Below are 24,362 nucleotides of genomic sequence, written 5' to 3' on the forward strand. Positions count from 1 at the left end.
CCTATGCGTTTGCGGAACCTTTCGATTCCTTTAGCCCTGGCCGCTACCCTCGCCCTCACCCTGGGTGGCTGCTCTTCTTCGCCGAAAGCTGCCTCCAACGCGAAACCTGCGGCCGTAGCTAAAACGAGCGGAGTGTTTTGCCTGGTAGAGAAGAAGAAGTTTGAAGATATGCGCGCGGCGGCACTCAGCAAAGCTATGGAGGCGGCGCTGGCGAAACCGGAAAATAATAAAACGGTGAAGCCGGAAAATATCAGCGTGGAGAAAACCTCGCAGATTAGTGGCCAGCTAAAGAAAAAGAAGTGCAACAATGTGCTTTCTTTAGAGCCGGGGTTCGCGCCAGAAATGTTGCGGATCGCTAAAAGTAATGCAGACATAGACTTTGCGATTATGGGAGCGCTTGGGCAGGCGAAATCGCTACCTAATGCGACCGGTATTGATTTTGATTTGCGGCAACCCGCGTTCTTAGCTGGGTATGCGGCTGCCGGAGTTACTAAGAGTGGCCAGGTGGCGGCAGTTAGCGATTTACCGCGAGAGGATACCGATAAGAATCCGGGCAGCGCCCTTGGAAAAGATCCGGTTTCTGCTTGGGCAAGCGCGTTTCGGCTGGGGGTCGAATACTATAACCAGTTCAAAGGTTCGGGGATTAAGTTTTCCTATTGGGAACAAAGCACCGGCGGGCCGCTGCGGGTAAAAAGCGCTGAGCTGCATCAGCAGTTACTGAAACTAGCCGATGAAAAGGTTGATGTTATTTTCGTGGTGGCTAATCCGGAAGAAACCGGGGCGGTAGCGGAGCTGGCGGCTAAAGATGCGGCAGCTGTCTGGACGGGACAAGACCTGGCAGCCAGCGCTCCCGATTTGAAAGCAAACGTGCTCACCTCGGCGGTCATTGATGCCTCCGGGTGTGCGAAACAGCTGCTGCAACAGCTTAAAACCGGATCTATTTCCGGCATTGACTACCGGGGAACTCTAAAGAATTCCGGGGTTAAACTGGCTGGTTGGGGCGATTATGCTCCCAGGTTTTCTGATAGCCTCACCGCGGAACTGGCGGGAATCCGCAGCCAGATTGATAGCGGAAAAATAGATATAACGAAACTTGAGACCCATCGCGGCTAAATGAAAACGCAAAATAAAGGGGAAAAATGCTGAAGGTTGCCACAGTTAATGTGAACGGGATCCGGGCGGCGTTCCGTAAAGGAATGGATACCTGGCTGGAGCAGGCGGAGCCGGATGTAGTGCTGGCTCAGGAGGTGCGTGCGAGCGAAGAAATCACCTCGGAACTTTTTGGGGATGACTGGCAGGTAGCGGTGAACGCTTCGCAGCTAAAAGGGCGCGCGGGAGTAGCAGTCGCCGTCCGTAAATCTTCGCCTTGGCACCTAGCGGAATCAGAGGCCGATACGGTTCCGGTGGAAGTCCCCCAAGATGGAGGGCGTTGGTTAGAGGCAGTTTTGGCTCGGGAAAATGAATCCGGGGAAGAGGATGCGCGTGTGCGAGTAATCTCCGCGTATTTTCATTCCGGGGAAGTGGGAACTGAAAAACAAGACCATAAAATGGCACACCTAGAGCGGATCGGGGAACGTCTGGAGCACTTACTGCCCGCAGACTCCGCCTCGGAAAATAAAGAGCCGTTAGTGCTGGTAGCTGGGGATTTCAATGTGGTGCATACCGAGCGGGATATTAAGAACTGGAAACCGAACCACAATAAACGCGCCGGAGTGTTAGACGAGGAAATCGCTTTCCTAGATCGCTGGCGTGACCAAGGCTGGGTTGACGTGGTGCGCAACCTTGCGGGTGAGGTGCAAGGACCGTATTCCTGGTGGTCATGGCGGGGTAAAGCCTTCGATAATGATGCCGGGTGGCGCATCGACTATCAGTTCGCGACCCCGCAGTTGGCGCAGTTGGCGCGCAGTCAACAAGTTGACCGCTCCGAGGCCTATGACCAGCGCTTTTCTGACCATGCGCCGGTGGTTGTTACCTACGAAATTTAAAGCCGCGCCTACCAGTAATATCCCTGGCAGGCGCGGCCTAATACAGTTACTGCTTACTTACCGGCTTTCGGGTGAGTCATATCGGCAACATTTAGAGCTTTATCTAAATCTTCCTCGCTGATTTCGCCGCGCTCAACAAATCCCAGATCCAGAGCAGATTCCTTTACGGTCATCTTCTCTTTCACCGCGTGTTTAGCGATCTTAGCGGCATTTTCATAACCGATGTAACGGTTCAGCGGAGTCACAATCGAAGCCGAAGATTCTGCCAGCTCCAGGCAGCGCTCCGGGTTAGCAACGATTCCATCTACGCAGCGCTCCGCCAGCAGACCGGCAACCGCTCCCAGACAGTTAATCGACTCTAGCAGGTCAATCGCCATAACTGGCAGCATCACCAACAGGTCGAAGTTGCCTTGGGCACCCGCGAAAGCAATCGTCTGATCATTGCCGATGACCTGGGCAGCTACCTGCACGGTGGCCTCCGGTAATACCGGGTTAATCTTGCCGGGCATAATTGAAGATCCGGGCTGCAGATCCGGCAAAGTGATTTCGCCCAGACCGCAGCGCGGTCCCGAGGATGCCCACCGCAAATCGTTAGCAATCTTTACGAAGGAAACTGCTACTACCCGCAGCGCCCCGGACATTTCTACCAGGGAGTCTTGAGCGGCCTGTGCCTCGAAATGGTTATCGGCCTGGCGGAACGGCAAATCCATATTCTCGGCGATTAGGGCGATAACCCGCTCGGAGAAACCCTCCGGAGTGTTAATCCCGGTACCGACAGCAGTGCCACCCAAAGGCAGCTCTGCCAGGTTCTTTTCCGCGTCCTTTACCCGGTCAATCCCCTTACGTACCTGTGCGGCATAACCGGAGAACTCTTGACCCAGCATAATCGGGGTGGCATCCATCAGGTGAGTGCGCCCCGCCTTAACGATATTGGCGAACTCATCGGCTTTCTTTTCCAAGCTGGTGGCCAGCTGATCTAACTTCGGGAGCAACGCGTGCTCAACGGCCTCATAGGCGGCAATATGAATCGAAGAGGGGAAGACGTCATTAGAGGACTGGGAGGCGTTCACATGGTCATTCGGGTGAACTTTGCTGCCCTTAAAACCGGTGGCCAAGGTAGCGACTACCTCGTTGGTGTTCATATTCGAGGAAGTCCCAGAACCTGTCTGGAAAACATCAATCGGGAACTGGTCATCATGCTGACCAGCGATAACTTCTTCCGCGCCTTTAATAATGGCATCGCGGGTTTCGGAATCGATAACCCCTAGTTCGGCGTTAGCAATCGCTGCCGCCCGCTTGATTTGTCCTAAAGCCGCGATGTGGTGGCTGGAGAGGGTACGGCCTGAAATCGGGAAATTTTCTACCGCCCTTTGGGTTTGGGCTGCGTAGAGGGCGTCCTTGGGAACCCGAACTTCCCCCATAGTGTCATGTTCGATACGATATTCTTCGCTCACGTGTAGCTCCTTTGGTCTTTTTAAAAGTGGTTACTTACCTTCTAGCCTACCGGGGTTAGGCGTCACCGGCGTCCTAAAAATCCGGAGAAAACCCTTGAAATTTGGTGCAGGGGTGATTTTAGAGGTGAAAGCACCCTAGACTGGAACTATCGACAGAAAGCGGGAGCACTATGAGCAACGATGCCTCAGACGATAAACCCACCGAATATCTGCCTGGGGGAGCAATGGCGAACGCCTATGTTCCGCGGGGGCGGCAAAGTAATCGGCGGATTACTCGACGGGTAGCGCAACCGGAACCTAATAGCGTGGAGCAAAGAAAAATAGCGGTACCGAATCCGCCCGAGGGTGCGCCCTCAACTGTTCCTGCCGCCGCCGCTTTCGAAGGTCAACCACCCACTGAGGTGATTCCGCCAGTGAACCAGCCCTCAGGCGGTGGGGCAGGCGCCGCGCCCTATCCCGCTGGTAATAATGGCGCTGCACAAACCCCTGCTACCCAGGTTCTGGGGGGCTCGGGGGCGACTTATCCAGCAGCGGGAGCTGCCCCGGTTCAAAGGAAATCGATCGATCCTGCCGCCGCCACCCCGCAAGTTGATTCTTTCCCTGGGGGGATTCCCCCCGCCTATGACCCGCAGGTTGACCCGGAACAGCTGCGGGAAGACCAAGAATACGAGGAAGAACGCGCAGATAAACGGCGTTTGATGAAAGTTGCGGCCATTGTGACTGCGATTGTAGCCATCCTGGTGGGGGCAGTGGTGATTATTGCGATGACCATTTCCGCTAAAGAAGTGGTGCCTGCCGAACAGGAAACTAGCCCTTCAGAGAGCGTTTCCACCAGTTCTTCGGTTCCTGAAACTACCTATACCACCAGGCAAACTGAGGAACCCACTACCAGCGCGCCCGCACCTGAGCAGCCAAGTGTGCAGCCGAGCGCCACTCAAACCACCCCTGCCGCCCCGCCCACAACCCGGGCGACACCCACGCAAGAACCTAGCCCCACCGGGGGTGCTGAAACTCCCACCTCTGCGCCAAGCCCCTCTGCCGGGAACTAAGCAAGACCTCGAGGTAAGTATCTGGGGAGCTGCAGTGATTAACCGCAGCCCGCATCCCAACTTGGGGTGCTGACCTCGAACTATTAGGTGGAACAAAGGAAAACGCCGGGGGTTGTTTGCCCCCGGCGCGTCCTCAAATAAGGAAACTAGATTAATCCTGGGATAGTTATCCCTGCTTGCGTTGGCGGGCAGCCCCGGCTGCCGCTGCCCCCACAATCCCGGCAGTGTTTCGCAACTCGGCGGGAATAATCGGGGTAGAGATATCAATTAGGGGCAAGAATTTATCGTGTTTGCGGGATACTCCGCCGCCCACTACAAACAGATCGGGACTAAATAGTTTTTCCATTTCCTGGTAATACTTGGTGAGGCGTTTCGCCCACTTTTTCCAAGACAAACCATGGCGTTTGCGTACGGCTGCGGAGGCCCGAGTTTCCGCGTCGTGCCCGTTAAGCTCGATATGACCGAGCTCCGTGTTGGGCACCATCACCCCATCAACAAAGATCGCGGTGCCAATCCCGGTACCCAAGGTGGTAAACACGGTGACTCCCGGCTGCTCTTTGAAAACGCCGTACTGCTGCTCCGCCAACCCGGCGGCATCAGCGTCGTTTAAGGTTGCTACCGGACGTCCGATGGCCTTCGAGAACACCTCCACGGTGTTCTTTCCTACCCACTCTTGATCCAGGTTTGCCATGAAACGAACATTGCCCCCGGGAAGCGGACCGGGGAAGCACACCCCTACCGGCACGTCCTCGGGAAGGTCAAAATGAGCCAGGACATCCGCCGCCGTTTTGGATACCGCCTGGGAGGTAGCCGGGTAGGGGGTGTCAATCCGGAAACGTTCCTGAGCGAACTCTCCAGTTTCTAAATCTACCGGCGCACCTTTAATGCCGGATCCGCCGATATCGATACCAAACGCGATAGCCATTAACTACTCCTTGCTAGGCAGGGTCAGAATTTGCGCACCATCTTCGGTTACCACCACAGTGTGTTCGAACTGAGCTGTGCGTGAGCGATCCTTGGTGACCACTGTCCAACCATTATGCCACTGTTCCCACTCGATTGTCCCCAGAGTGAGCATCGGTTCAATAGTGAACACCATTCCCGGTTCCATCACGGTGTCATAGGAGGGGGCACAATCATAGTGAGGAATAATCAGACCGGAATGGAAAGCTTCCCCAACGCCGTGACCAGTAAAGTCGCGTACCACCCCGTAACTAAAACGCTTCGCGTAGGCACTGATAACCCGACCGATAATATTGATTTCACGTCCCGGCTTTACCGCTTTAATCCCGCGCATCATGGCGTTATAGGTGCGTTCCATCAGCAGGCGGGATTCTTTATCTACCTCGCCGACACTGAACATGGCGCAAGTATCGCCGTGTACCCCGTCCTTATAGGCAGTGATATCGACGTTAACAATATCGCCTTCCTGCAGCGGCTTATCATCGGGGATTCCATGACAAATAACTTCATTCACTGAGGTACACAGGGATTTCGGGAAACCCATATAGTCCAGGCAAGACGGATATGCTCCCTGCGCAACGATATAGTCGTGACCAATTTTATCGAGTTCATCGGTAGTTATCCCTGGTCGCACCGCTTTACCTACGGCGGCGAGGGCATCGGCAGCAATCCGGCCGGCGGCACGAATCTTTTCCACAGTTTCCGGGGATTTGGTATCGGAAGCGGTGATTCGTTCCGGACCATCATGGAAAAGGTATTCGGGACGCTCGATTTCTTTAGGAACGTCCAGCCTGGGGCTAACGTTTCCGGCTTCTTGATTTCCCAGCGGGGCGCGTTCAGCCAGTTCTTTGGGGCTAAGTCCTTGATATTCATTCATGCCTCTATCCTACGCGGGCGGGCAAATGTTCCAGATTTACAGTATTTTTCGGCTCGAGGACGCAGGTGAACCCAGTGCGTGGGCGCAGGTAGATAGGGAATAGGGGCGCAGCCAGGTGCCATGGAATTGGAGGAGTGAGTCCGCAGAGGTAGGCGCGGAAAGTCAGAAAAGATGCAAAACTAGCGAATCCTGACTGAGAAAAGACTAAAGAGACTCGCGGGCAACATACTGCAGCAGCTGCCCACTGGGGGCTTTACCCAGGTCGAGGTCATCGCCCTCGCGCTGCGCGATATGCATTAACTCTTGGTAAGCGAGCGCCCGGGTATCAACTTTTATTGAGGATATGGGGGGTCGCGAAACTTGGCCAGCGGGAGTATCGAAGCCTCCCACAACCGAACCATCCTGGGGAACCATCCTTCCGCATTCCCGCAAGCCATGCACGATTGCCATCGCGGTCGTATCATCAATCGCACAGAACCCGTCGATACTGGGATGCTTTTGCAGCGCCCCCAGCAGATAGGAAGCAATGTTCTCGGGATCTTCGGGGAGCGCCAGTTGGATGGGAGTCGCCATTCCCGTCGCTTGGCACACCATTTGGGCGAAGAAATAATAGACAGTAGCGGCATTTTCAGGGTATTTTCCCTGCCAGTGCACGAAAGCTAAATGACGGCGATTCCGTTTTACTTGGGCATCGACCTGAATCTTAGCCATCTGGAGGGTAACTAAACTGGCGGGATTTTGCCGATCCTTCCCCTGCAGCAAAGAATCAAGAACCGTTGCCCCACATTCTTTTAGTTCCCCGAGAGTCTTTTCGTCCAGGGGGAACAGCGGTAAAACGGCGGCATCGGTTCCCCTAATAGTAGAAAGTAAATTATCGGGATGATCTTGCAGGTGAACTGTGCAAACTACGCTAATTCCCACCTGGGCAAGCATAATTGTCATATCGCGTAGCAGGGCGGAGTGATCCTCGCCAATATCGACAGCAGGCACTACGATATCGACCTTTGTCTTTCCAGCCAGCGTCGCCAAGGTGCCTCCTCGATTGCAAGTTTGATTCTATTCTACATATTTCCGCCGTCTTAATAGCCGCTATCTGCGTCTAATCTCTTTTGGGCGTAAACATCGCGGAAAGTTCCGATCCGCGGTCTTAAATTACCCCCGAATTTGCTTGGCAACTAAAGTGTAAGACAAACGAGAGAACAAACATTTAAGAAAGGTGAACCTGTGTCTGACGCGACCACACCTATCTCCCCGCTAGATCAAGAGGGAATTGCCCGGGCAGTTGCGGCGGCGGAAGCCGATTTTTCTACTGCCGGCTCGCTAGAAGAATTAAAGAGGGCGCGCGGAGCTCACCTGGGTGATAACGCGCCGATTATCCTGGCTAACCGGGAGATTCGTAACCTCGATAAGAAGGATAAAGCCCAGGCGGGAAAGAATCTTGGCGGTGCCAAGAAACAGTTGCATGCCGCCTATGACCAGCGGCTAACCGCCCTCGAGAAAGAAAAAGAAGCCCAAACCCTGGCGGCGGAGGCACTGGATGTCACCCAGGTGGCGCAGCGCTACCCGCAAGGTGCGCGCCATCCCCTCGAAACCCTGATGGAAGATATTTCTGACTTTTTCGTTTCTATGGGTTGGGAAATCGCGGAAGGCCCGGAAGTCGAACACGAATGGTTCAACTTTGATTCCCTGAACATCGACCCGGATCACCCGGCGCGGCAAGAACAGGACACCCTTTATGTAGATGGTCGCTCTTTGGGGGGAGACGCTGCAGGGGACGGCAACCTGGTGCTGCGCACTCACACTTCGCCAGTGCAGGCACGAGTGATGCTTTCGCGGGGAGTGCCGGTATATATTGCTTGCCCCGGGAAAGTTTTCCGCGCCGATGAGCTTGACGCTACCCACACTCCGGTGTTTCACCAGGTAGAAGGGCTGGCAGTCGATAAGGGTTTGACTATGGCGGATCTGAAAGGCACCCTGGATCATTTCGCACAATCCATGTTCGGGATGGAAGCCAAAACCCGGCTGCGTCCCTCCTTCTTCCCCTTCACTGAGCCCAGCGCAGAAATGGATTTGTGGTTCCCGCAAAAGAAAGGCGGACCCGGCTGGATCGAATGGGGTGGCTGCGGCATGGTCAACCCGAGTGTGCTGGTAGCCTGCGGAATCGACCCGAATGTGTATTCCGGGTTCGCCTTCGGGATGGGGGTTGAACGCACCTTGATGCTGCGGCACGGAATCACCGATATGCACGATATTGTCGAGGGCGACGTGCGATTTTCTAAACAGTTCGGCACTACCGGAAGGGGAAACTAGCAATGCCATTTGTAGCGCTTGATTGGCTAAAAGATCACGTCGAGGTAGTGCCAGGCACGGATATCAAACAGCTTTCAACCGACCTGGTGAAGGTGGGTTTGGAAGAGGAAGCTATTCATCCGGCCGCGGTAATCGGCCCTTTGGTGGCGGGGAAAGTTTTGACCTTGGATGCCAAAGAACAATCCAATGGGAAAGTCATTAACTATTGCCGAGTAGATGTGGGTAAGTTTAACGACCGTCCCGGGGAAGGAAAAGAGCCCTCCGAGCTGGCCAGTCGGGGAATTATTTGCGGCGCCCACAACTTTAAAGTTGGAGATTTAGTAGTGGTATCGCTGCCGGGCGCAGTTTTGCCCGGTGATTTCCAGATTGCTGCCCGTAAAACCTATGGACATATTTCCGACGGGATGATTTGCTCCCAGCGGGAACTAGGGATTGGTGAAGACCATGACGGAATTATCGTCCTGGAGCAGTTACTGCCGGAAAAGGCAGCAGCCGGGGAGCTGCCCGCTCCCGGAGAATCGGTAATCGAACTGCTGGGATTAGGGGAAGAAACCCTAGAAATCAATATCACCCCCGATCGCGGTTACTGTTTCGCAATGCGCGGGGTAGGGCGCGAATACGCCCATTCCACCGGGGCTAAATTCACTGACCTGGGGCTGGCAGAAAATCTGCCTTCCGGGTCAGTACCGGCGGCAACCGAAGATGGGTTCGCGGTTAAAGTAGCAGATGAGGCTCCGATTAACAGCAAGGTCGGGTGTGACCGGTTTGTGACTCGCATTGTGACCGGCATTGATGCGCAGGCTGCAACTCCGGACTGGATGGTGCGCCGCCTAGAACAGGCAGGAATGCGTTCCATTTCTTTGGCGGTAGATGCCACCAACTATGTGATGCTGGATTTGGGGCAACCCCTACACGCCTATGACCTGGATAAAGTGTGCGGGCCGATCGTAGTCCGCCGGGCGAAAGCTGGCGAAAAGCTAACTACCCTCGATGAGGTAGAACGCGCCCTAGATCCCGAAGATTTACTGATTACCGACTCCCCGGAGGGCGTAGAAGGCTCCCGGGTGTTGGGCTTGGCCGGAGTAATGGGAGGCGCCTCCACCGAGGTGACTGCCGATACCGTAAACGTGCTGGTTGAGGCAGCGCATTTCCATCCTACTTCTATTGCGCGTACTGCCCGGCGTCATAAACTGCCTTCCGAAGCCTCTAAACGTTTTGAACGCGGCGTGGACTTCGAGGTATCTCCGGTAGCTGCCCAACGGGTAGTAGATATTTTGGTTGAATATGGCGGAGGCACCGACAGTGGACGGGTCAGCGACCTCAATCACACGGAGCCTTTTGCCGAAATCGTGATGCCGCTGCATGAACCGGCACGGCTAACCGGGGTGGAATACGACCAGGAAACCATCACTCGGCTGCTAAAAGAGGTCGGGTGTGAAGTGCGGGTAGAAGAGGGCAAAGTGTTTGCCCAACCGCCTTCTTGGCGTCCCGATCTGACCGGACCGGCACACCTGGTAGAAGAAATTGCCCGGCTGGCCGGCTATGACACTATTCCTTCGCGGCGCCCGCGCCCGATTGCCGGACGCGGATACACCCCCAAGCAGCGAGCTCGCCGGGATGTAGCTCGCGCCCTGGCGCAAGGTGGCCTGGTGCAGGTGCTTTCTTATCCCTTTATTTCCGAGGATGTTTTTGACAACGAACTCTTCGGGGAAAAGGATGTGCGGCGTCAGGCGGTGCGGGTTGCTAATCCGCTCGCGGACGATCAGCCGTTACTGCGCACTTCGCTGCTAGATACTTTGCTAGGGGTTGCCCGGCGCAATATTGCCCGCGGCAATGAGCAATGCGCGATTTTCGAGACTGGTTTGGTTACTCGAGGAATGGGAACTGAACTTACCGGTTCTTTCGGGGTCGAGCAAAAACCGGATCCGGACCAGCAGCGCGCCCTCGAAAAAGGAGTTCCTTACCAGCCCGAACATATTGCCGGTGTGCTAGTAGGGCAGGCGGAACTGACCGGTGCGCTGGGAGCGGGACGCTCCTATGATTGGGCGGACGCGGTGGAGTTCGTGACTACGGTGGCGCAGACTTTGGCGGTGCCGATGCGTCTGCAAGGCAAGGATGGACGTCAACGCCTAGCTAAAGACAATATGATGGGGGAGCCTGGCTCGCCGGAGGCAGTCGCGCCCTTCCATCCGGGGCGTTGCGCCCGGATCGTAGTGCGGGGGGCTTGCGTCGGTTTGGCAGGGCAGCTGCACCCGGCAGTTTGCCGCAACTTCGGGTTGCCGGAATCAGCTTGCGCTTTCGAGATTGATTTCGAGAAGTTCACCGAAGCCATGCCGAAGAAAGACTTGCAGGTGAAGCCAGTTTCGTCCTTCCCGCCCGCGAAAGAAGATATCGCGTTGGTGGTGGATGCGGATATTCCCGCAGCTGACGTGCAACAGGTGATCGAGAAACAGGCGGGAGACGTGCTGGAGGAAGTACGTCTTTTCGATGTTTTCAGTGGGGACCAGCTGGGGGCGGGCAAGAAGTCGCTGGCGTTCTCGGTGAAGATTCGCTCTGGGGAAGGCACGCTGAGTGCCGGTGAGATTCAGGCGGTACGCACCCGGATTATCAAGGCTACGGCTAAGAAGTTCAAGGCAACTTTGCGCGCCTAGAGATAGTGCGCTTTTGTGGGAGAGAGCTGCGAATTCGCCCTCGACGCTGAAAGAGGTAGGCGTGGAGGGAGAGTTTGAGGGAATCGAGGAATCGAGAAGCGCATGGGTGCCCCGTGCGGGACTTGAACCCGCGACCCACGAATTATGAGTTCGCTGCTACTAACCAACTGAGCTAACGGGGCGAATCTAGCCTACCGGATGGCGGGCGGATTATTTAATTTCGTTTAGGGTGGATAACGTGATCAACATTGTGCAACGACTGAAAGGTCGCAAAGTTCCAGATGCGGTGAAAGGCGTCCTCACCTCCTCCGATAGGATTTTCGATTTCCTAAAGGTGACCGAGGATCGTTTCCTGGTGGTGACCATGCAGGCATTAATGGACGTGGAATCAGCGCAGGTGAAATCGCGTTTTGGTTGGGATGAAGTTTCTCACGCCCGTTGGGATAGTGAGGTCGGCACGTTGCGGATTGTGTTCCACCAGGGCGAAGACCTGGTGCTTACCCCGCTCGAAGCGCCTAAACACAACTTCATGGACATCATCCGGGAGGCTCTCAGCGAGGCGCAGGTGTTTGCCACCCCGCTGGAACTGCCTTCCGGTCAGAGAGTTAGCGCACAGATCCTGCGTGACGATAACCGCAATTTACGTTTGCATCCGCCAATATCTAGCTTTGAAAACCCAGATGACCAGCAGTATTTACGTTCGGTAGTGCGCGAATGGGAACAGAAATTGGGGATAGTTCTCGACTTGGAAGATTAGGAACTTTTCGCCCTCTCAAGGTAGGCTTACATTCGTCGATCCCCCATAGCTCAACGGTAGAGCATTCGACTGTTAATCGAAGGGTTACTGGTTCGAATCCAGTTGGGGGAGCTCAAAACCTCAGTGCTTTAGGCACTGAGGTTTTTTATTTTATCGCTGGTAGAAGTGTGTTTCAAGTCTGATATCTGGATGGTGATTAGCCCTCTAGTAGCGTCAGTGAGACCTACGTCCGTTGGTGTCTATGAATCTACCTGATAAGGTTTTAACCGAATGTCCTGGTGATTCTAATCACCGTTAGGGCGCTCCAAATTTCAAAGTTGAGGGTTGAGATAGGTCATTGAGGGGTGACCTAAAGGAGATTTTTACGCAATGAAGCAGCATGTCACAAAACTAACTGCCACCGGATTCGCTTTAGCGTTGGCGGGGGTGCTACCAGCTACGGGGATTGCGCAAGCGGCACCCGAGCCTAGCAATCCCACTAATCCCACCGGGGGTGAGCAGCAAAACCAGCAGACCAATCCGAAAGTAAAAACGGCAAACGAGCTGGAGGCAGCGAAGAAAGCGGCCCAGCAAAGTGCGGCGAAGGCGGCCGAGGCCGATAGTAAAGCTCAGGAGGCAGCGCAAGCTGCAGACAAGGCCGCGAAAGAATCTGGGGAAAAGTCTGCGGCCAGTGAAAAGGCGAAGAACGACGCCCTCGAAGCCCTAGTTAAAGCGCAAGCGGATAGCAAGCAGGCGGCAACTGACGCAGCTAACCAGCTAGAAAAAGCTAATCAGAATAAAACTGCCGCCGAGGGCGCCGCAAAGACAGCAGGAGAAGCCTTGGCTCAAGCCGAGCAAGCTAAAGCCGACGCCGATAAAGCGGTTGCAGATAATCCCGCTCCCGATGCCGAGCAGCTGCAGGCCGCCAAAGATAAGGTAGCGAAAGCTGAGAAAGATAAGCAGGCAGCAGAAGCTAAGCAGGCAGAGGCGCAAAAGGCGCTATCAGGGGCACAAGAGCAGGTAACAACTGCGGAAACTAAGTTGCAGACCGCCAAGGATGCTCAGGCGAAAGCAGAAACCGCGAAGCAGGCCGCTGAAGCCGATGTCAGCGCCAAGCAGCAAAAGGTTGAGGAACTAAAGAAAAAAGTCGATGATTTGGCCGGAGGCGGGTCAGCTGCGCTGCAAGAACAAATAAAAGCAGCTCAAGAAGCTCTAGATAAAGCTAAAGCCGAGGTAGAAACCGCTAAGGCTCAGGAACGTCAGCGCCAAAGTGAGGTAGAGGCGGCGCAGGCAGCAGTCACCACTGCGGAATCCGAATTGCAGGCAAAGCAAAAAGACTTTGAGCAGGCGAAGCAGGCTAAAGCCACCGCTGATCAGGCAGTGGAAGCGGCCGCTGCGCAGGTAAAGGCAGCTCAGGAGGAGCAGACTAAGGCCGAGAATGCTTTAACTGCTCGCAAAGGTGAGACTGCGGCTGCTGAAACGGCTGCTAAGGCTGCTAAAGCCGCGCAAACTCAGGCGGAAGCGGATCTGGTAAAGGCGCGCGAGGCGAAAGATCAAGCCGACGCGGCGGTAAAAGCCGCAGAAACCGAAGTAGCGAATGCGCAAAAAGCGGTGGATGAAGCCGCTGAAAAGTTCAACCAAGGCAGCTTCGGGTTCTTTAAAGCCATGGGGTCACAAGCCGCTATCGACATCCTAAATAATGCCCAATATGCTAGCTACACCAAAAAAGGCGACCCCAATGACGCCACTTCGCTGGAAAATATGAAAGTCACTTTCAAATGGATACGGGAAGCAAATAGGCTCAGAGCTCTAGAGGGGCTAGCTCCTTTGCGAGTTACTGATTTGCAGATGGCGATGGCGCAATCGAATGCCAACTGGTCCGATACTAATATGGATCATTCCCGGCAGCCTCACAAAAACCCAGATGCCCTGATGACAGGGGAAAATCTATCCTGGGGATACGGAGATGGATCCTATTTTGCCAATCCCTTTGGGGATCAAGCTAAATCTGGGAAAGAAACGAAAGCAAATAATGGAACCGGTTTTCAATACGTGACTTGTTATTTTGGAGGGCAATCCTGTTTTCCCGATGGCTGGTATTGGGGAGAGAAGCGTAATTATCTTTCTCAGCAGGCGGGCGAGACTTGGAACGGTAGGAGCAATAACGGAGTAACAGGGCATTACACAAACCTTATCGGTGATTACAATGTGACCGGTTATGCCGCAAGTACTGATCCCAACGCCAAATATCAGCCAACGCATAGCCAAGTTTTCGCTAAGCAAAATACTTACAGTACCGGGGATGCTTACACCGTTGATGAATACGAAAAACGGTTTATGGATTACTACAACTCGGTGACTCCGGAGGGCGCAAAGCAGAAGCTAGCGGACGCGGAAGCGAAGCTGGCGGACTTGCAGGCTAAGGCCAAAGCTGCAGGCGAAAAAGTCACGGCAGGCGAAAAGGCTGTAACCGACGCTCAGGCAGAAACCAAAGCCAAGGATGCGGCCTGGAAAGCTGCCCAAAACACAGAAGCTAACGCCGCTGCGGCAGTCGAAAGTGCCAAACAAAAGGTCAAGGAGGCTGAAAACCAGAAGACAGCGGCCGAGGAAACGGCAAAGGCAAAAGAGCAGGCCGTGCAGGTAGCTACAGAAGCCGCTACTGCCGCTGAGGGCGCCCTCGCGAATGCCAAAACCAAGGTAGCAGACGCGCAGAAAGCCCTGGAGGCAGCGCAGCAGAAGGTCAAAGACAAAGAAGCCGTGCAAGCGGAAAAACAGAAAGCGCTAGATGAGATCACGGTTGATGATGCCTTGGCAGCGGCGCAAAAGGAGTTAGCCCAGGCTCAGCAAGACCTAGCCGCAGCGAACGATGAAGCTCAAGCAGCTAGCACCCAGCTGGACACGGCAACCCAGGCGCAGCAGCAGGCACAGGCAGCGAAAGAAGCAGCAGTTAAGGCTGTGGAGGAGGCCAACACCGCAAACCAGCAGGCTGCGGCGGCAGTCAGCCAGGCTGAAAATGCGCGTGCGGCCGCACAAGCGGAACTAAATCCGCTAGCCGAACAGCAGATCGCCCACGATCAGCTGGTAGCCAAGGCAGAAAAGGCAGCTCAAGACCTGCAGCAGGTGAAAACTGCCGCCGACAAAGCAAATAAAGAGCTGGAAGTGGTAACCAAAGTTGCCACCGACCTGCAAAATGAGCAGCAAGCTAAGCAAGCGCTGGCGGATAAACTGGGGGCTATCAAGGGGCAGAACGCCTTGGAGAAAGGTCTGGACGCTACCGATAGCGACCTAGATAATCTGGGATTGCCCGCCCTCTTTAATGCCTATCCCAGTACCGTTGCCGCTGCTGAGAAGGCTCAGCAAGAGGCAGACCGGCTAGCGGGGTTGGCTAAGACCGCGCGGGAAGTCCAGGAGGAGGCCGCCGAGGTTAATCGGCAAGCCCAAGCCCAGCTGGCAGCCGCGCAGGCTGAATATGGTCTTTACCATCAGGTGCAAGCAGCCACTTCCATTAACCAGGCCAGTTCGTTTGCCCCTGGAGATACCTTAAAGGTGCATTTCACGGGATTCAGTCCCGGGAGTTCGAACCGGGTAATCATGCATTCGACCGTGGTTGACCTGGGAGTACATCCGGCAATAGGCAAAGGCGAGTTCTATGTATCCGTGCGAGTACCAAAGGAGTTGGGTACCCACACCATTACCGCCACTAACGAATGGGGCGAAAGCGCCAGCTTCCAATTCCAAGTGGGCGAGAAACAATCAACGAATGCAGTAGGAAAACCAAAGGCTAACGCCGGTAGGCAAGTAGCAGGTGAACAAATGCCAGTAACCGGGGTATCTATGACTTCCCTGGTGGCATTGAACTCGCTAGCGGTAATTACCGGAGTGGGGCTGGTAGCCGCCAGTCGCCGTCGCCGTACTCAAGAAATCTAGAATTAAGATATCTGCCAGTATTTAAAAATCGTCCCCGGGCTGACAAAGTCCGGGGACGATTTTATTCAGTTAACTAACCGGAAAATAGGTCGCCAAAAAACGAGTGATAAAAAATAGGTATTATTTAGAACCTATTTGAGTAACCAGGTAGCTAGCGCTTCTTTGTCCATGATGTTTCCGAAGTAGGAAGTGCTGGCAGCGTCAGGTTTGACCGCAACAAACCCCGTCACGGTTCCACCGGGTTTTAAGGATCCGTCACCTAGGGGTTCTTCGTCCAGAACCGGAATTTCGGGATCTTTCATATTCGCTGAATCAGACGTTTGCTTCCAGTCAAACTCGTTATAATCTACTGGTTCAGACCCGGTATTTTTGTAGGTAACTGTAACGAGAAGATATTTTTTATCAGCCTGATCAGTCTTTTCCGCTTTAGAATCTACTGATACCTGTAAACCATTGTCCAAAGTAACCGCTTTCCCGATAGCCAGCTTGCTGTTATCTGCCTTCTGTTCAGCTTTCTTGGAATCACCGGCAGCGGCTTTGCCCTCCTAGAATCCGCCTGTCGCACAGTTGGCGAATGGGGGGGCTGTTAGTCTTTACCCATGGAACATGAACTCCCCAAACCTAACCCCAAACCTAAGCTGGATTCACCAGAAAAACCGGAGAGGCCCGCACCAGAACCCGCGGGGATAGTTAATGCGATAGATGCTCAGGACGTGGTGAAACTCTACGGCAATAACCTTGCCTTAGACCATCTTTATCTGCAAATACCGGCTGGCTCATTTTTCGGGCTGGTAGGTCCTAATGGGGCTGGAAAATCCACGTTTCTGTCTATCGCTACCGGTCTTTTAGAACCCGACAGAGGCACAGTTTTCATTAATGGCATCAGTATGTGGGATGAACCCGTAGCGGCAAAGGGAGCGTTGGGGGTATTACCTGATGGGATGCATATGTTTGACCGTCTCAGCGGGATTGAACACTTAACATTTGTCGCTCAGCTGCGCGGTCTTGATAAACAGAGTGCAATTCAGCGCTCCCGTTCACTTTTGCAAACATTTGAACTGCCGCTAGATAAAAAGAAAACGATAAGCGAATACTCAACCGGTATGCGCAAGAAAATCGGTTTAGCTTTAGCGCTGGTAACCTCCCCGCGCCTAGTGGTTTTGGACGAACCTTTTGAAGCGGTCGATCCGGTTTCGGCAAACACCCTACAACAAGTGTTAAAAGAATATGTGAAGCGAGGGGGAACAGTAGTGTTATCTTCCCACGTGATGGCGACCGTGGAATCATTATGTACCCATGTGGCAGTGATTAATCAGGGTCGTATTCTGGTGTCCGGAACCACCGAAGAAGTCGCGGCAGGGCAAGACCTCAACTCGCGCTTCCTACAGTTGGTAGGGGGACATCAGCAATGCGAAGGAGACCTGTCATGGTTGGGACGCTAATCCGGTTAAACCTGCGTTTGCAAACCAAACAGTTCACTAAACAGTGGTGGCGAATAGTCCTCGGTGTCCTAGCTATCATCTACGTGGCATTTATATTACTTGGGGTGGCAATCGGCTTTTGGCAAGCAGGTCGCGCGGGGCTTACCGCTCCGATTCAAATCTATTACGCGCTGCTTATCGTCCTGATTTGGATGATGATGGTATCGGCATCGGTAGCTGGTGAACAAAGCCTGACCCCCCAGGCGTTAAGCCCCTATATCGGCCCTACCCGGCGCTCAGCCTACGGATTGCTCGCGGCTAATATCGTCAGTGTTTCCTCTTGTATAGTTTTCGTTATCTACGAGGTGTCGCTGGCGGGGTGGCTAGCTGCCGGTAGCCTTGGTGCGAGTGTGCTCACCGTTCTAAGTGGGCTGCTAGGGGTATTTTTGATTGCAGCACTCACTCAGATATTGCAAACTCGGCTGGTGTCGCGATTAACTGCCAAGCGCGCTAGCTCTCGCCAGATTCTTACCGGTATCGGTATGCTGGTGCTAATCGCCTTGGGATACTTCCTGGTGACTATGATTCAGCATTGGTTTGCTGATAGCGGTGGCGCAACCGCGTTTTTCCCGCTGCTGGTGCAAAAGCTGACCGGAAGTACAGCACAGATTTTTTGGTATTTCTTGGCACTTACTCCGCTTGCTCCTTTCCTGCTTGCCCCTTTCGTGATGGCTCATTTTTATTGGGGGCTGGCGCTCTCCCTCGCCTCTACCTGCTTTTATGGGGTTCTAATCTTGAGGGCGTGGCCGAAGGTTTTTGCGAATGCTCTAATGGGGCGGGGGCAGGTTTTAGCGGAGGTATCCCCTGCCAAAAACTTAGCTGCGTCCTTTAACGAAAATGGTGAGGACGTCTGGAGGATTCCTGTGTTAGCTCGGGTGTTACCCCTGTCGCCGGTAGGACAAATCCATTGGGCAAGAATAAGTTATTACCAGAGAAAAGACCCGCGCCAAATTATTTCCCTATCTTCGATACTGTATGTGGCAGTTATTTTTGGGATTATGTTGTGGGCAAACCATCCCTCGGGAGAAATGGTTTTTTGGGCGTTAAACGGAACTATCCTGCTGGTAGCGGTGACGGCCGCAACTGCTCTGCTGAATATGTGGTCCAATGATTCTTCCGCCTACTGGTATCAGATTATTGCCGGGGTTGCCGGTAAAACTGACAGAACCGTGCGTGTTGGGGTTCTTGCTAGCTATCAACTTCCGGTAATGGTGGCGATTACTTTGATTTTTGGTTTAGCGCTGAAAATGGACACCTCCGCGATTTTGAAATCTGTCTTTTTAGCCTGCTGCTACCTGTTAGTGGGTTTAGGTGCAAATTCTTTGATTTCTACGGTAGTTACTATCCCCGGTCCGGCGCCGGGACAGTCGGCTCTGCGTAATAATTCGGGAGGAAGTGGGAAATCTGTGCTGGCTACCATGGTCTCCTCAATGGCGGCGTTATTGCTGTGTGCTCTCCCTTCGGGATTAATTGTGTTGGTCTGCGTCCTTTTGGATACCTCTTGGGTTTCGCTCTTGATAGCTGCCCTCATTACCGCTGCGGTGCTGGTGGGGGGAATCTACGGCGGCGGAAAACTGTTAGAACGCTTCCAGGTGCGTAATCTACGCCGAGTGATGGCGTGGCCAAAACATATATATAGCGGGGAGTAAACTAATAACGCCCAGATAGGCGTGATTTGCCGCGTATGGGGTGGCGAAACTTGGGTTAGTGCCTAAAAATTTTCGCGTAGTTTTCTGTCACTTTGGCATTAAAACTGGTGAGAAGCGCTAACAACCACCCTAAAAACTGACATAAATAGGGGTCAAAACTTTGTCTGTCGGCGGAGATGGAGGGATTCGAACCCTCGAGGGGCTATCCACCCCAACTCCCTTAGCAGGGGAGCGCACTAGGCCACTATGCGACATCTCCAATGTCAAAGCACCTCCATAGTTTAACGGACAGTAAGGGAGTGACCAAAAACATCGTGCGTGCATCTGGTCACTTGCTAGCCGGTGTTCCAAGTGTCCTAGCCGGCAAAGGAAAGCGGTATTGGCTGCAAAAATAGTTATTTTGATTCAAGTGTCGCGACCTCTCCTCGCTTCCAGGGTTCAAGAGCCCCAACGAGTGAAGAAGCCAAACTGCCTAACATAACGTATATGCACAGCAACAGCCAGCCTCCCGATCAGCAATCGCAAGGGGGAGCGACAATGCCTGCGCCCTCGCCGCGATCAGCGCTAAAGCAAGCCGCGCGGCTAACCGGACCGGTGGGCATGGGGTACCTGCCGCTGGGAATCGCTTTCGGTGCATTCGCGGTCACCCAAGGATTCCCCATTTGGCTGGCAATATTATCGGCTGCCATTATCTATGCCGGCTCTATGGAATTTACAGCGGTGTCCCTAATCCTGGGTGGCATTGATTTCTTCCAAATCGCCCTCACCACCCTGTTCGTAAATTTTCGGCATGTGTTTTACGGGTTAAGTTTCCCGCTACGAAAAATAAAATCTGCCCCCGCCCGCCTGTACGCAATCCACTCGCTAACCGATGAAGCCTATGCCCTCAACGCCTCGCTCCTGACAGATAAGCGCCTAACCGGGCCGGTAGTGCTCTCAATCAATCTGCTCTGTCACCTTTATTGGGTGGGCGGGGTAACCGTGGGTGCCTTCGTGGGCAAAGCTCTACCCTTCGACACCGATTTCTTAGGGTTCGCCCTGCCCGCCCTGTTCGTCACCTTGGCAATAGAGGCCTACCGGCAAAGCGACTATCCGCTACTGGGATTAGCCGCGCTGATCTGCGGTTTAATCGGCGCGATTTGGTGTGGAAAATATATGCTGATCACCGCGCTTTCGCTGTTTACCGTGGTGGTTTTGCTGCATTGCGCCTGGGTAATGCGCCGCAGTCCTTCCGGGAAAGAGGGCGCCTGAAATGAACCCTGCAACCTATCCTTACGCCCTGGGCGCTATTGCCGTGATCTGGGCAGTTACCTACGCTTTGCGCGCTTTCCCCTTCGTGGCGCTCCGCGGGAAGGCAGAATCGCCTCTCGTGCGCCTCATAGCTACCAGTATGCCGCTGGGAGTGATGGTAATCCTGGTGGTTTATGCGCTGATGGATACGGACTTTCATGCGCTCAGCTCCTGGGTGCCGGCTGCTGGCGGAATCCTGATAACCGCTCTCATCCACTGGAAATGGGCAAACGCGATGGCATCTATCGTGGCAGGTGTCGCCACCTATTGGGCGCTAGGAATGCTGCTGACATGAGGGCGCGACTGGGTTAAAACACCGGGGATAGCTCCCTAAAACTCGCACCTAAACCCGCCCTCGCCTCCGTGGCTACGCTTAAAGCGTGGAAAGCTGCGGACAGTATTCCAAGAGGACTAGGGTAAATAAGCAAGGTTTTTGATTGCCAGGTTTGAGGAGGAAGATTTGTCGCGCACATTCACCTCCTTCAAATACCACAACTATCGGCTCTGGTGGATGTCCAATATCTTTGCCTCCACCGGCCTGTGGATGCAGCGGGTAGCCCAAGACTGGGTGGTGCTGATGGTGCTCACCGACCAATCCGGATTCGCAGTCGGGGTAGTCACCGCGTTACAGTTCCTGCCCCAATTGTTGCTGTCGATACCTGCCGGAATGGTGGCGGACCGTTTTAATCGGCGCCGCATCATCCAAATCTGTCAATGCATAGTCGCCCTTAGCGGGCTCACAACCGGGATTTTGCTGCTCACGGGAGTGGCCGCCCTCTGGCAAATCTATATAATCGCCCTGATAACTGGGGTTGCCGATTGCCTAACCTCCCCGGCACGGCAAGCCTTCGTCTCCGAACTGGTAACTAAAGAAGACCTTCCCAATGCGGTAGGTCTAAATTCGACCGCCTTTAACTCGGCGCGCTTGATCGGGCCAGGTTTGGCCGGGTTCATGATCGCCGGGATCGGACCGGGCTGGGTTTTTATCGCCAACTGCGTGCTGTTTATCGTGCCGGTTCTGGGTCTGGCGTTTATGGACACCAACAGGCTGTTTAGCCGGGAAAAAACCTCCCGCACCCAGGGAATGATGCGCGAAGGGCTGCGCTACGTGCAAAACCGGACCGACATTAAAGCCATCATCGCGATTCTCACGGTAGTGGGAGCCCTGGGGATGAACTTCCAGCTCACCCAAGCGGTAATGGCCACCCGAGTGTTCGGTAAAGGTGCAGGTGAATACGGTCTACTAGGGTCGATTATGGCGATCGGTGCCTTGGCGGGAGCTCTACAAGCTGCGCGGCGGCGTCAGCCACGCGTTTTTACCGTGGTTCTATCAGCCGTCCTATTTGGAATCTTAGAGGGCGCCCTCGCACTGGCTCCCACCTACGAAATCTTCGCCCTCCTGCTGATTCCCACCGGATTCGTGATGCTGAACCTGCTTACCAGCGCTAACGCCACTATCCAAGTTTCTACCGATGAAGAAATCAGAGGAAGAGTGCTGTCCATCTATTTCCTCTTCTTCCTGGGAACCACCCCGATTGGGGCGCCGATAATCGGTTGGGTAGCCGAACATTGGGGGCCGCGTTGGTCACTAGGAGTCGGCGCCATCGCGTCCTTGCTGGTTGCGCTGATAGTAGGGATTTGGTTATGGCGACATTGGCAAGTTGATGTTACTGTCCGCGCCTCCCGCCCCTTCCTCACCATTGAAGGGCCGCGCGAAAGGGCGATGCGGCGCCGTAACGAGCGTGCCGAGCGTCAGCGGATAATGGATAATCAGTCACGCGACACCGGAAACTAAGTCGCAACGGACGCGCGCGGTAGCAGATAATGCTGCCCCGCCGATTTCCTCGCCCTCTCCACAAAAAGAGGATCCGCTTGGGCAGAGAAAAACTGAGGAAAAATGCGGGAAACCCTCATATTTTCAGAATCTTCGTCCTCTGATTTGGGTTCTCCTGCCGGTTGCTCTTTGTTAACCTGCCAGTAACTTTAGGTTGTTAGCTTCCAGGTGAAAGTTAAAAATTCTCATCTGAAGGAAGTCAATCCCGTGACAAAAACTGACAAGCCTCTGCAAGAAGAAGCACCGCTGGGGCAGCTAACTTTTTTCCAAAAACTAGCGAAAAAAGATGTGTACTGGCACCTGGCTTTCGGCGGTCTGCTCCTGGGAATCACCATTTGGTTTATCTTTTGGGCTTTCGATTACGTAGGGGAAACCAATCAGGCGTTACTGCTGTTAATAACCATTGTCTTCGCCGTGTTCATGGCCTTTAACATCGGTGGTAACGATGTGGCCAACTCGTTTGGGACTTCGGTCGGAGCCGGAACCCTATCCATGAAACAAGCCCTGGTAGTAGCCGCTATTTTCGAGGTGTCGGGAGCGGTAATCGCCGGGGGAGAAGTAACAGACACCGTGCGTTCGGGAATCGTAGACCTATCTGCCATCTCGAATCTGCAAGCGATGGACTTCGCCCTAATAATGACGTCTTCACTGCTAGGAGCGGCAGTGTGGCTGCTCGGGGCAACCCGCATGGGGTGGCCGGTGTCTACCACCCACTCGATTGTCGGCGGAATCGTCGGTGCCGCCCTGACCGTGGGCTTTACCACCCACACTGGGGGCTGGAGCATGGTGCAATGGGGAGGTCTCGGGAAAATTGCGATCTCCTGGATACTATCTCCGTTGCTGGGTGGGGTAGTTGCCTATATTTTGTTCAAGGCAATTAAATCCTCGATCCTGGTCTACAATGAACGCGCTGATCAGCGTCTACGTGAAATTAAGCAGGAACGCGCGGATCTGCGTACTCGCCACAAGGCCTGGTTCGAGCGGCTCAATGAAATCCAACAAGTTTCCTACACCAATGCGATGGTACGCGACGCCACCACCATGAATCTGGGCGACTACGATCCCACCGACCTGGAATCTGACTACTTTAAGGAACTAGAACGCATCAATCGCGAAAAAGATGATGTCAACGCCCATAAAGCCCTGGAAACTTGGGTTCCGTTACTGGCCGCATTTGGAGCGATCATTATTGGCTCCTTGATGCTATTCAAAGGGTTAAAAAATCTGGATATCAACCTGTCAATGCTAGGGAATCTACTGATCCTGGCGATGCTGGCAGCGGCAGTTTGGATGGCCATATTCATCCTCGCGCGTTCCCTCAAACGGCGAGATCTTTCCCGCTCGACCTTCCTGTTGTTCTCCTGGATGCAGGTATTCACTGCTTCCGCGTTTGCCTTCTCGCATGGATCGAACGATATTGCCAACGCCATCGGCCCCTTCATCGCGGTGCTAGATGTGCTGCGCACCACCGGTATATCCACTGAAAGTGCAGTTCCAGGCGCCGTGATGCTTGCCTTGGGGATTGCGCTGATTGCGGGACTATGGTTCATTGGTCGCTACGTTATTAAGACCGTGGGGTCTGGGCTTACCGAGATGCACCCGGCTTCAGGATTCGCGGCAGAACTTTCTGCTGCAGCAGTAGTTATGGGCTCTTCGCTGCTGGGTCTGCCGGTTTCCTCTACCCACATCTTGATTGGTGCGGTACTGGGTATCGGGATTGTCAATAAGGCGGCGAACTGGTCGTTGATGAAACCCATCGCCCTGGCTTGGGTAATCACCCTGCCGGCTGCGGCCGTAATCTCCGCGATTACAGTCAGCGTATTGCGAGTGATTTTCTAAACCGGAATCTGACCCTAATCGACCAGGTACACCTGAGGTTCGCCCTCAAGGTTGTACCTGGTCGAAGCGGTTTTAGGGCAAGGTGTAAATAAAGAATAAGGCTAAAAAGTGCCCCCGAGACGATTCGAACGTCCGACACCCGCTTTAGGAGAGCGGTGCTCTATCCCCTGAGCTACGAGGGCGCAAGGCGGCCGTCAGCGCCTCAGCCAGTCTAGGATAACACTGGTTAATCAGGCTCAAAACTGAAGGAGTACCCATATCAGCTATTCCGGGAAGTGATTATTATCGTTTTCGACCTCTTAGGGCATGGCAACCAG

18 protein-coding genes and 4 tRNA genes are annotated in these 24,362 nt (G+C 54.1%); 14 read left to right on the plus strand and 8 right to left on the minus strand.

Annotated elements, in window-relative coordinates:
• The first annotated feature begins 3 nt into the window (after positions 1–3).
• On the plus strand, positions 4–1,113 hold the full coding sequence (locus tag KO216_RS00865; protein ID WP_215522383.1) for a BMP family lipoprotein: 1,110 nt from the start codon (positions 4–6) through the stop codon (positions 1,111–1,113).
• 26 nt (positions 1,114–1,139) lie between these two features.
• Complete coding sequence (locus KO216_RS00870; RefSeq protein WP_215522384.1) at positions 1,140–1,985, plus strand: exodeoxyribonuclease III; 846 nt, start codon at positions 1,140–1,142, stop codon at positions 1,983–1,985.
• A gap of 53 nt (positions 1,986–2,038) precedes the next feature.
• On the opposite strand, the gene KO216_RS00875 is transcribed toward KO216_RS00870, so the two are convergent.
• Positions 2,039–3,439 carry a class II fumarate hydratase gene (locus KO216_RS00875; RefSeq protein ID WP_215522385.1) on the minus strand — a complete coding sequence of 467 codons (1,401 nt, stop codon included), beginning with the start codon at positions 3,437–3,439 and terminating at the stop codon, positions 2,039–2,041.
• Positions 3,440–3,609: 170 nt separating this feature from the next.
• Between KO216_RS00875 and KO216_RS00880 the strand changes: the two genes are divergently transcribed.
• Positions 3,610–4,488, plus strand: coding sequence for a hypothetical protein (locus KO216_RS00880; protein ID WP_215522386.1), 879 nt, complete (start codon positions 3,610–3,612; stop codon positions 4,486–4,488).
• Positions 4,489–4,654: 166 nt separating this feature from the next.
• Here the strand turns inward: KO216_RS00880 and ppgK are convergent, their stop codons facing one another.
• The 3 genes from ppgK to KO216_RS00895 form a co-directional block, all read right to left on the minus strand.
• The gene (ppgK, locus tag KO216_RS00885) at positions 4,655–5,413 is read right to left on the minus strand and encodes a polyphosphate--glucose phosphotransferase (protein WP_215522387.1); all 759 of its coding nucleotides are present in this window, start codon (positions 5,411–5,413) and stop codon (positions 4,655–4,657) included.
• Between the two features lie 3 nt (positions 5,414–5,416).
• The gene (gene map, locus KO216_RS00890) at positions 5,417–6,328 is read right to left on the minus strand and encodes a type I methionyl aminopeptidase (RefSeq protein WP_215522388.1); all 912 of its coding nucleotides are present in this window, start codon (positions 6,326–6,328) and stop codon (positions 5,417–5,419) included.
• Between the two features lie 204 nt (positions 6,329–6,532).
• Positions 6,533–7,357 carry a substrate-binding domain-containing protein gene (locus KO216_RS00895; protein WP_215522389.1) on the minus strand — a complete coding sequence of 275 codons (825 nt, stop codon included), beginning with the start codon at positions 7,355–7,357 and terminating at the stop codon, positions 6,533–6,535.
• A 195-nt stretch (positions 7,358–7,552) separates the two neighbouring features.
• Here KO216_RS00895 and pheS point away from each other — a divergent pair, with 195 nt between their 5' ends.
• Both pheS and pheT read left to right on the plus strand, forming a co-directional pair.
• Positions 7,553–8,638 carry a phenylalanine--tRNA ligase subunit alpha gene (pheS, locus tag KO216_RS00900; RefSeq protein WP_215522390.1) on the plus strand — a complete coding sequence of 362 codons (1,086 nt, stop codon included), beginning with the start codon at positions 7,553–7,555 and terminating at the stop codon, positions 8,636–8,638.
• 2 nt (positions 8,639–8,640) lie between these two features.
• The gene (gene pheT, locus KO216_RS00905; RefSeq protein WP_215522391.1) at positions 8,641–11,289 is read left to right on the plus strand and encodes a phenylalanine--tRNA ligase subunit beta; all 2,649 of its coding nucleotides are present in this window, start codon (positions 8,641–8,643) and stop codon (positions 11,287–11,289) included.
• Between the two features lie 107 nt (positions 11,290–11,396).
• On the opposite strand, the gene KO216_RS00910 is transcribed toward pheT, so the two are convergent.
• Positions 11,397–11,471: transfer RNA gene (locus tag KO216_RS00910), tRNA-Ile, on the minus strand.
• 56 nt (positions 11,472–11,527) lie between these two features.
• On the opposite strand from KO216_RS00910, the gene KO216_RS00915 reads away from it, so the two are divergent.
• The 3 genes from KO216_RS00915 to KO216_RS00925 all read left to right on the plus strand — a co-directional run bounded on the left by KO216_RS00915 (position 11,528) and on the right by KO216_RS00925 (position 15,952).
• On the plus strand, positions 11,528–12,046 hold the full coding sequence (locus KO216_RS00915) for a hypothetical protein (protein ID WP_215522392.1): 519 nt from the start codon (positions 11,528–11,530) through the stop codon (positions 12,044–12,046).
• A gap of 39 nt (positions 12,047–12,085) precedes the next feature.
• Positions 12,086–12,157, plus strand: a tRNA-Asn gene (locus tag KO216_RS00920).
• A 258-nt stretch (positions 12,158–12,415) separates the two neighbouring features.
• Complete coding sequence (locus KO216_RS00925; RefSeq protein WP_215522393.1) at positions 12,416–15,952, plus strand: CAP domain-containing protein; 3,537 nt, start codon at positions 12,416–12,418, stop codon at positions 15,950–15,952.
• Between the two features lie 131 nt (positions 15,953–16,083).
• Here the strand turns inward: KO216_RS00925 and KO216_RS00930 are convergent, their stop codons facing one another.
• Positions 16,084–16,413, minus strand: a complete 330-nt coding sequence (locus KO216_RS00930) for a DUF4352 domain-containing protein (protein ID WP_215522394.1) — start codon at positions 16,411–16,413, stop codon at positions 16,084–16,086.
• Between the two features lie 138 nt (positions 16,414–16,551).
• Here KO216_RS00930 and KO216_RS00935 point away from each other — a divergent pair, with 138 nt between their 5' ends.
• Both KO216_RS00935 and KO216_RS00940 read left to right on the plus strand, forming a co-directional pair.
• On the plus strand, positions 16,552–17,394 hold the full coding sequence (locus KO216_RS00935) for an ABC transporter ATP-binding protein (protein WP_215522395.1): 843 nt from the start codon (positions 16,552–16,554) through the stop codon (positions 17,392–17,394).
• Positions 17,379–19,082, plus strand: coding sequence for a hypothetical protein (locus KO216_RS00940; RefSeq protein WP_215522396.1), 1,704 nt, complete (start codon positions 17,379–17,381; stop codon positions 19,080–19,082). The genes KO216_RS00935 and KO216_RS00940 overlap by 16 nt, the downstream gene beginning before the upstream one ends.
• 171 nt (positions 19,083–19,253) lie before the next feature.
• Here the strand turns inward: KO216_RS00940 and KO216_RS00945 are convergent.
• Positions 19,254–19,341, minus strand: a tRNA-Ser gene (locus KO216_RS00945).
• A gap of 278 nt (positions 19,342–19,619) precedes the next feature.
• Here KO216_RS00945 and KO216_RS00950 point away from each other — a divergent pair.
• From KO216_RS00950 to KO216_RS00965, 4 genes are all read left to right on the plus strand, one after another.
• A complete protein-coding gene (locus KO216_RS00950; RefSeq protein WP_215523992.1) occupies positions 19,620–20,333 on the plus strand; it encodes an AzlC family ABC transporter permease in 714 nt (237 codons plus the stop codon).
• 1 nt (position 20,334) lies between these two features.
• Entirely contained in the window at positions 20,335–20,667 is a 333-nt protein-coding gene (locus KO216_RS00955; protein WP_215522397.1) for a branched-chain amino acid transporter permease, read from the plus strand.
• 165 nt (positions 20,668–20,832) lie between these two features.
• Entirely contained in the window at positions 20,833–22,167 is a 1,335-nt protein-coding gene (locus tag KO216_RS00960) for an MFS transporter (protein ID WP_215522398.1), read from the plus strand.
• Positions 22,168–22,413: 246 nt separating this feature from the next.
• Complete coding sequence (locus KO216_RS00965) at positions 22,414–24,045, plus strand: inorganic phosphate transporter (RefSeq protein ID WP_251451708.1); 1,632 nt, start codon at positions 22,414–22,416, stop codon at positions 24,043–24,045.
• 109 nt (positions 24,046–24,154) lie between these two features.
• Here KO216_RS00965 and KO216_RS00970 read toward each other — a convergent pair.
• A tRNA-Arg gene (locus KO216_RS00970) sits at positions 24,155–24,227 on the minus strand.
• Positions 24,228–24,362 lie beyond the last annotated feature (135 nt).

Source organism: Varibaculum prostatecancerukia, assembly GCF_943169825.2.
GTDB lineage: Bacteria > Actinomycetota > Actinomycetes > Actinomycetales > Actinomycetaceae > Varibaculum > Varibaculum prostatecancerukia.

Coding starts and splice junctions, on each gene's coding strand:
- map (WP_215522388.1), bottom strand. CDS start 6,328: ATGAATGAATATCAAGGACTTAGCCCCAAAGAACTGGCTGAACGCGCC.
- ppgK (WP_215522387.1), bottom strand. CDS start 5,413: ATGGCTATCGCGTTTGGTATCGATATCGGCGGATCCGGCATTAAAGGT.
- KO216_RS00880 (WP_215522386.1), top strand. CDS start 3,610: ATGAGCAACGATGCCTCAGACGATAAACCCACCGAATATCTGCCTGGG.
- KO216_RS00865 (WP_215522383.1), top strand. CDS start 4: ATGCGTTTGCGGAACCTTTCGATTCCTTTAGCCCTGGCCGCTACCCTC.
- pheT (WP_215522391.1), top strand. CDS start 8,641: ATGCCATTTGTAGCGCTTGATTGGCTAAAAGATCACGTCGAGGTAGTG.
- KO216_RS00955 (WP_215522397.1), top strand. CDS start 20,335: ATGAACCCTGCAACCTATCCTTACGCCCTGGGCGCTATTGCCGTGATC.
- KO216_RS00925 (WP_215522393.1), top strand. CDS start 12,416: ATGAAGCAGCATGTCACAAAACTAACTGCCACCGGATTCGCTTTAGCG.
- KO216_RS00870 (WP_215522384.1), top strand. CDS start 1,140: ATGCTGAAGGTTGCCACAGTTAATGTGAACGGGATCCGGGCGGCGTTC.
- KO216_RS00940 (WP_215522396.1), top strand. CDS start 17,379: ATGGTTGGGACGCTAATCCGGTTAAACCTGCGTTTGCAAACCAAACAG.
- KO216_RS00935 (WP_215522395.1), top strand. CDS start 16,552: ATGGAACATGAACTCCCCAAACCTAACCCCAAACCTAAGCTGGATTCA.
- KO216_RS00950 (WP_215523992.1), top strand. CDS start 19,620: ATGCCTGCGCCCTCGCCGCGATCAGCGCTAAAGCAAGCCGCGCGGCTA.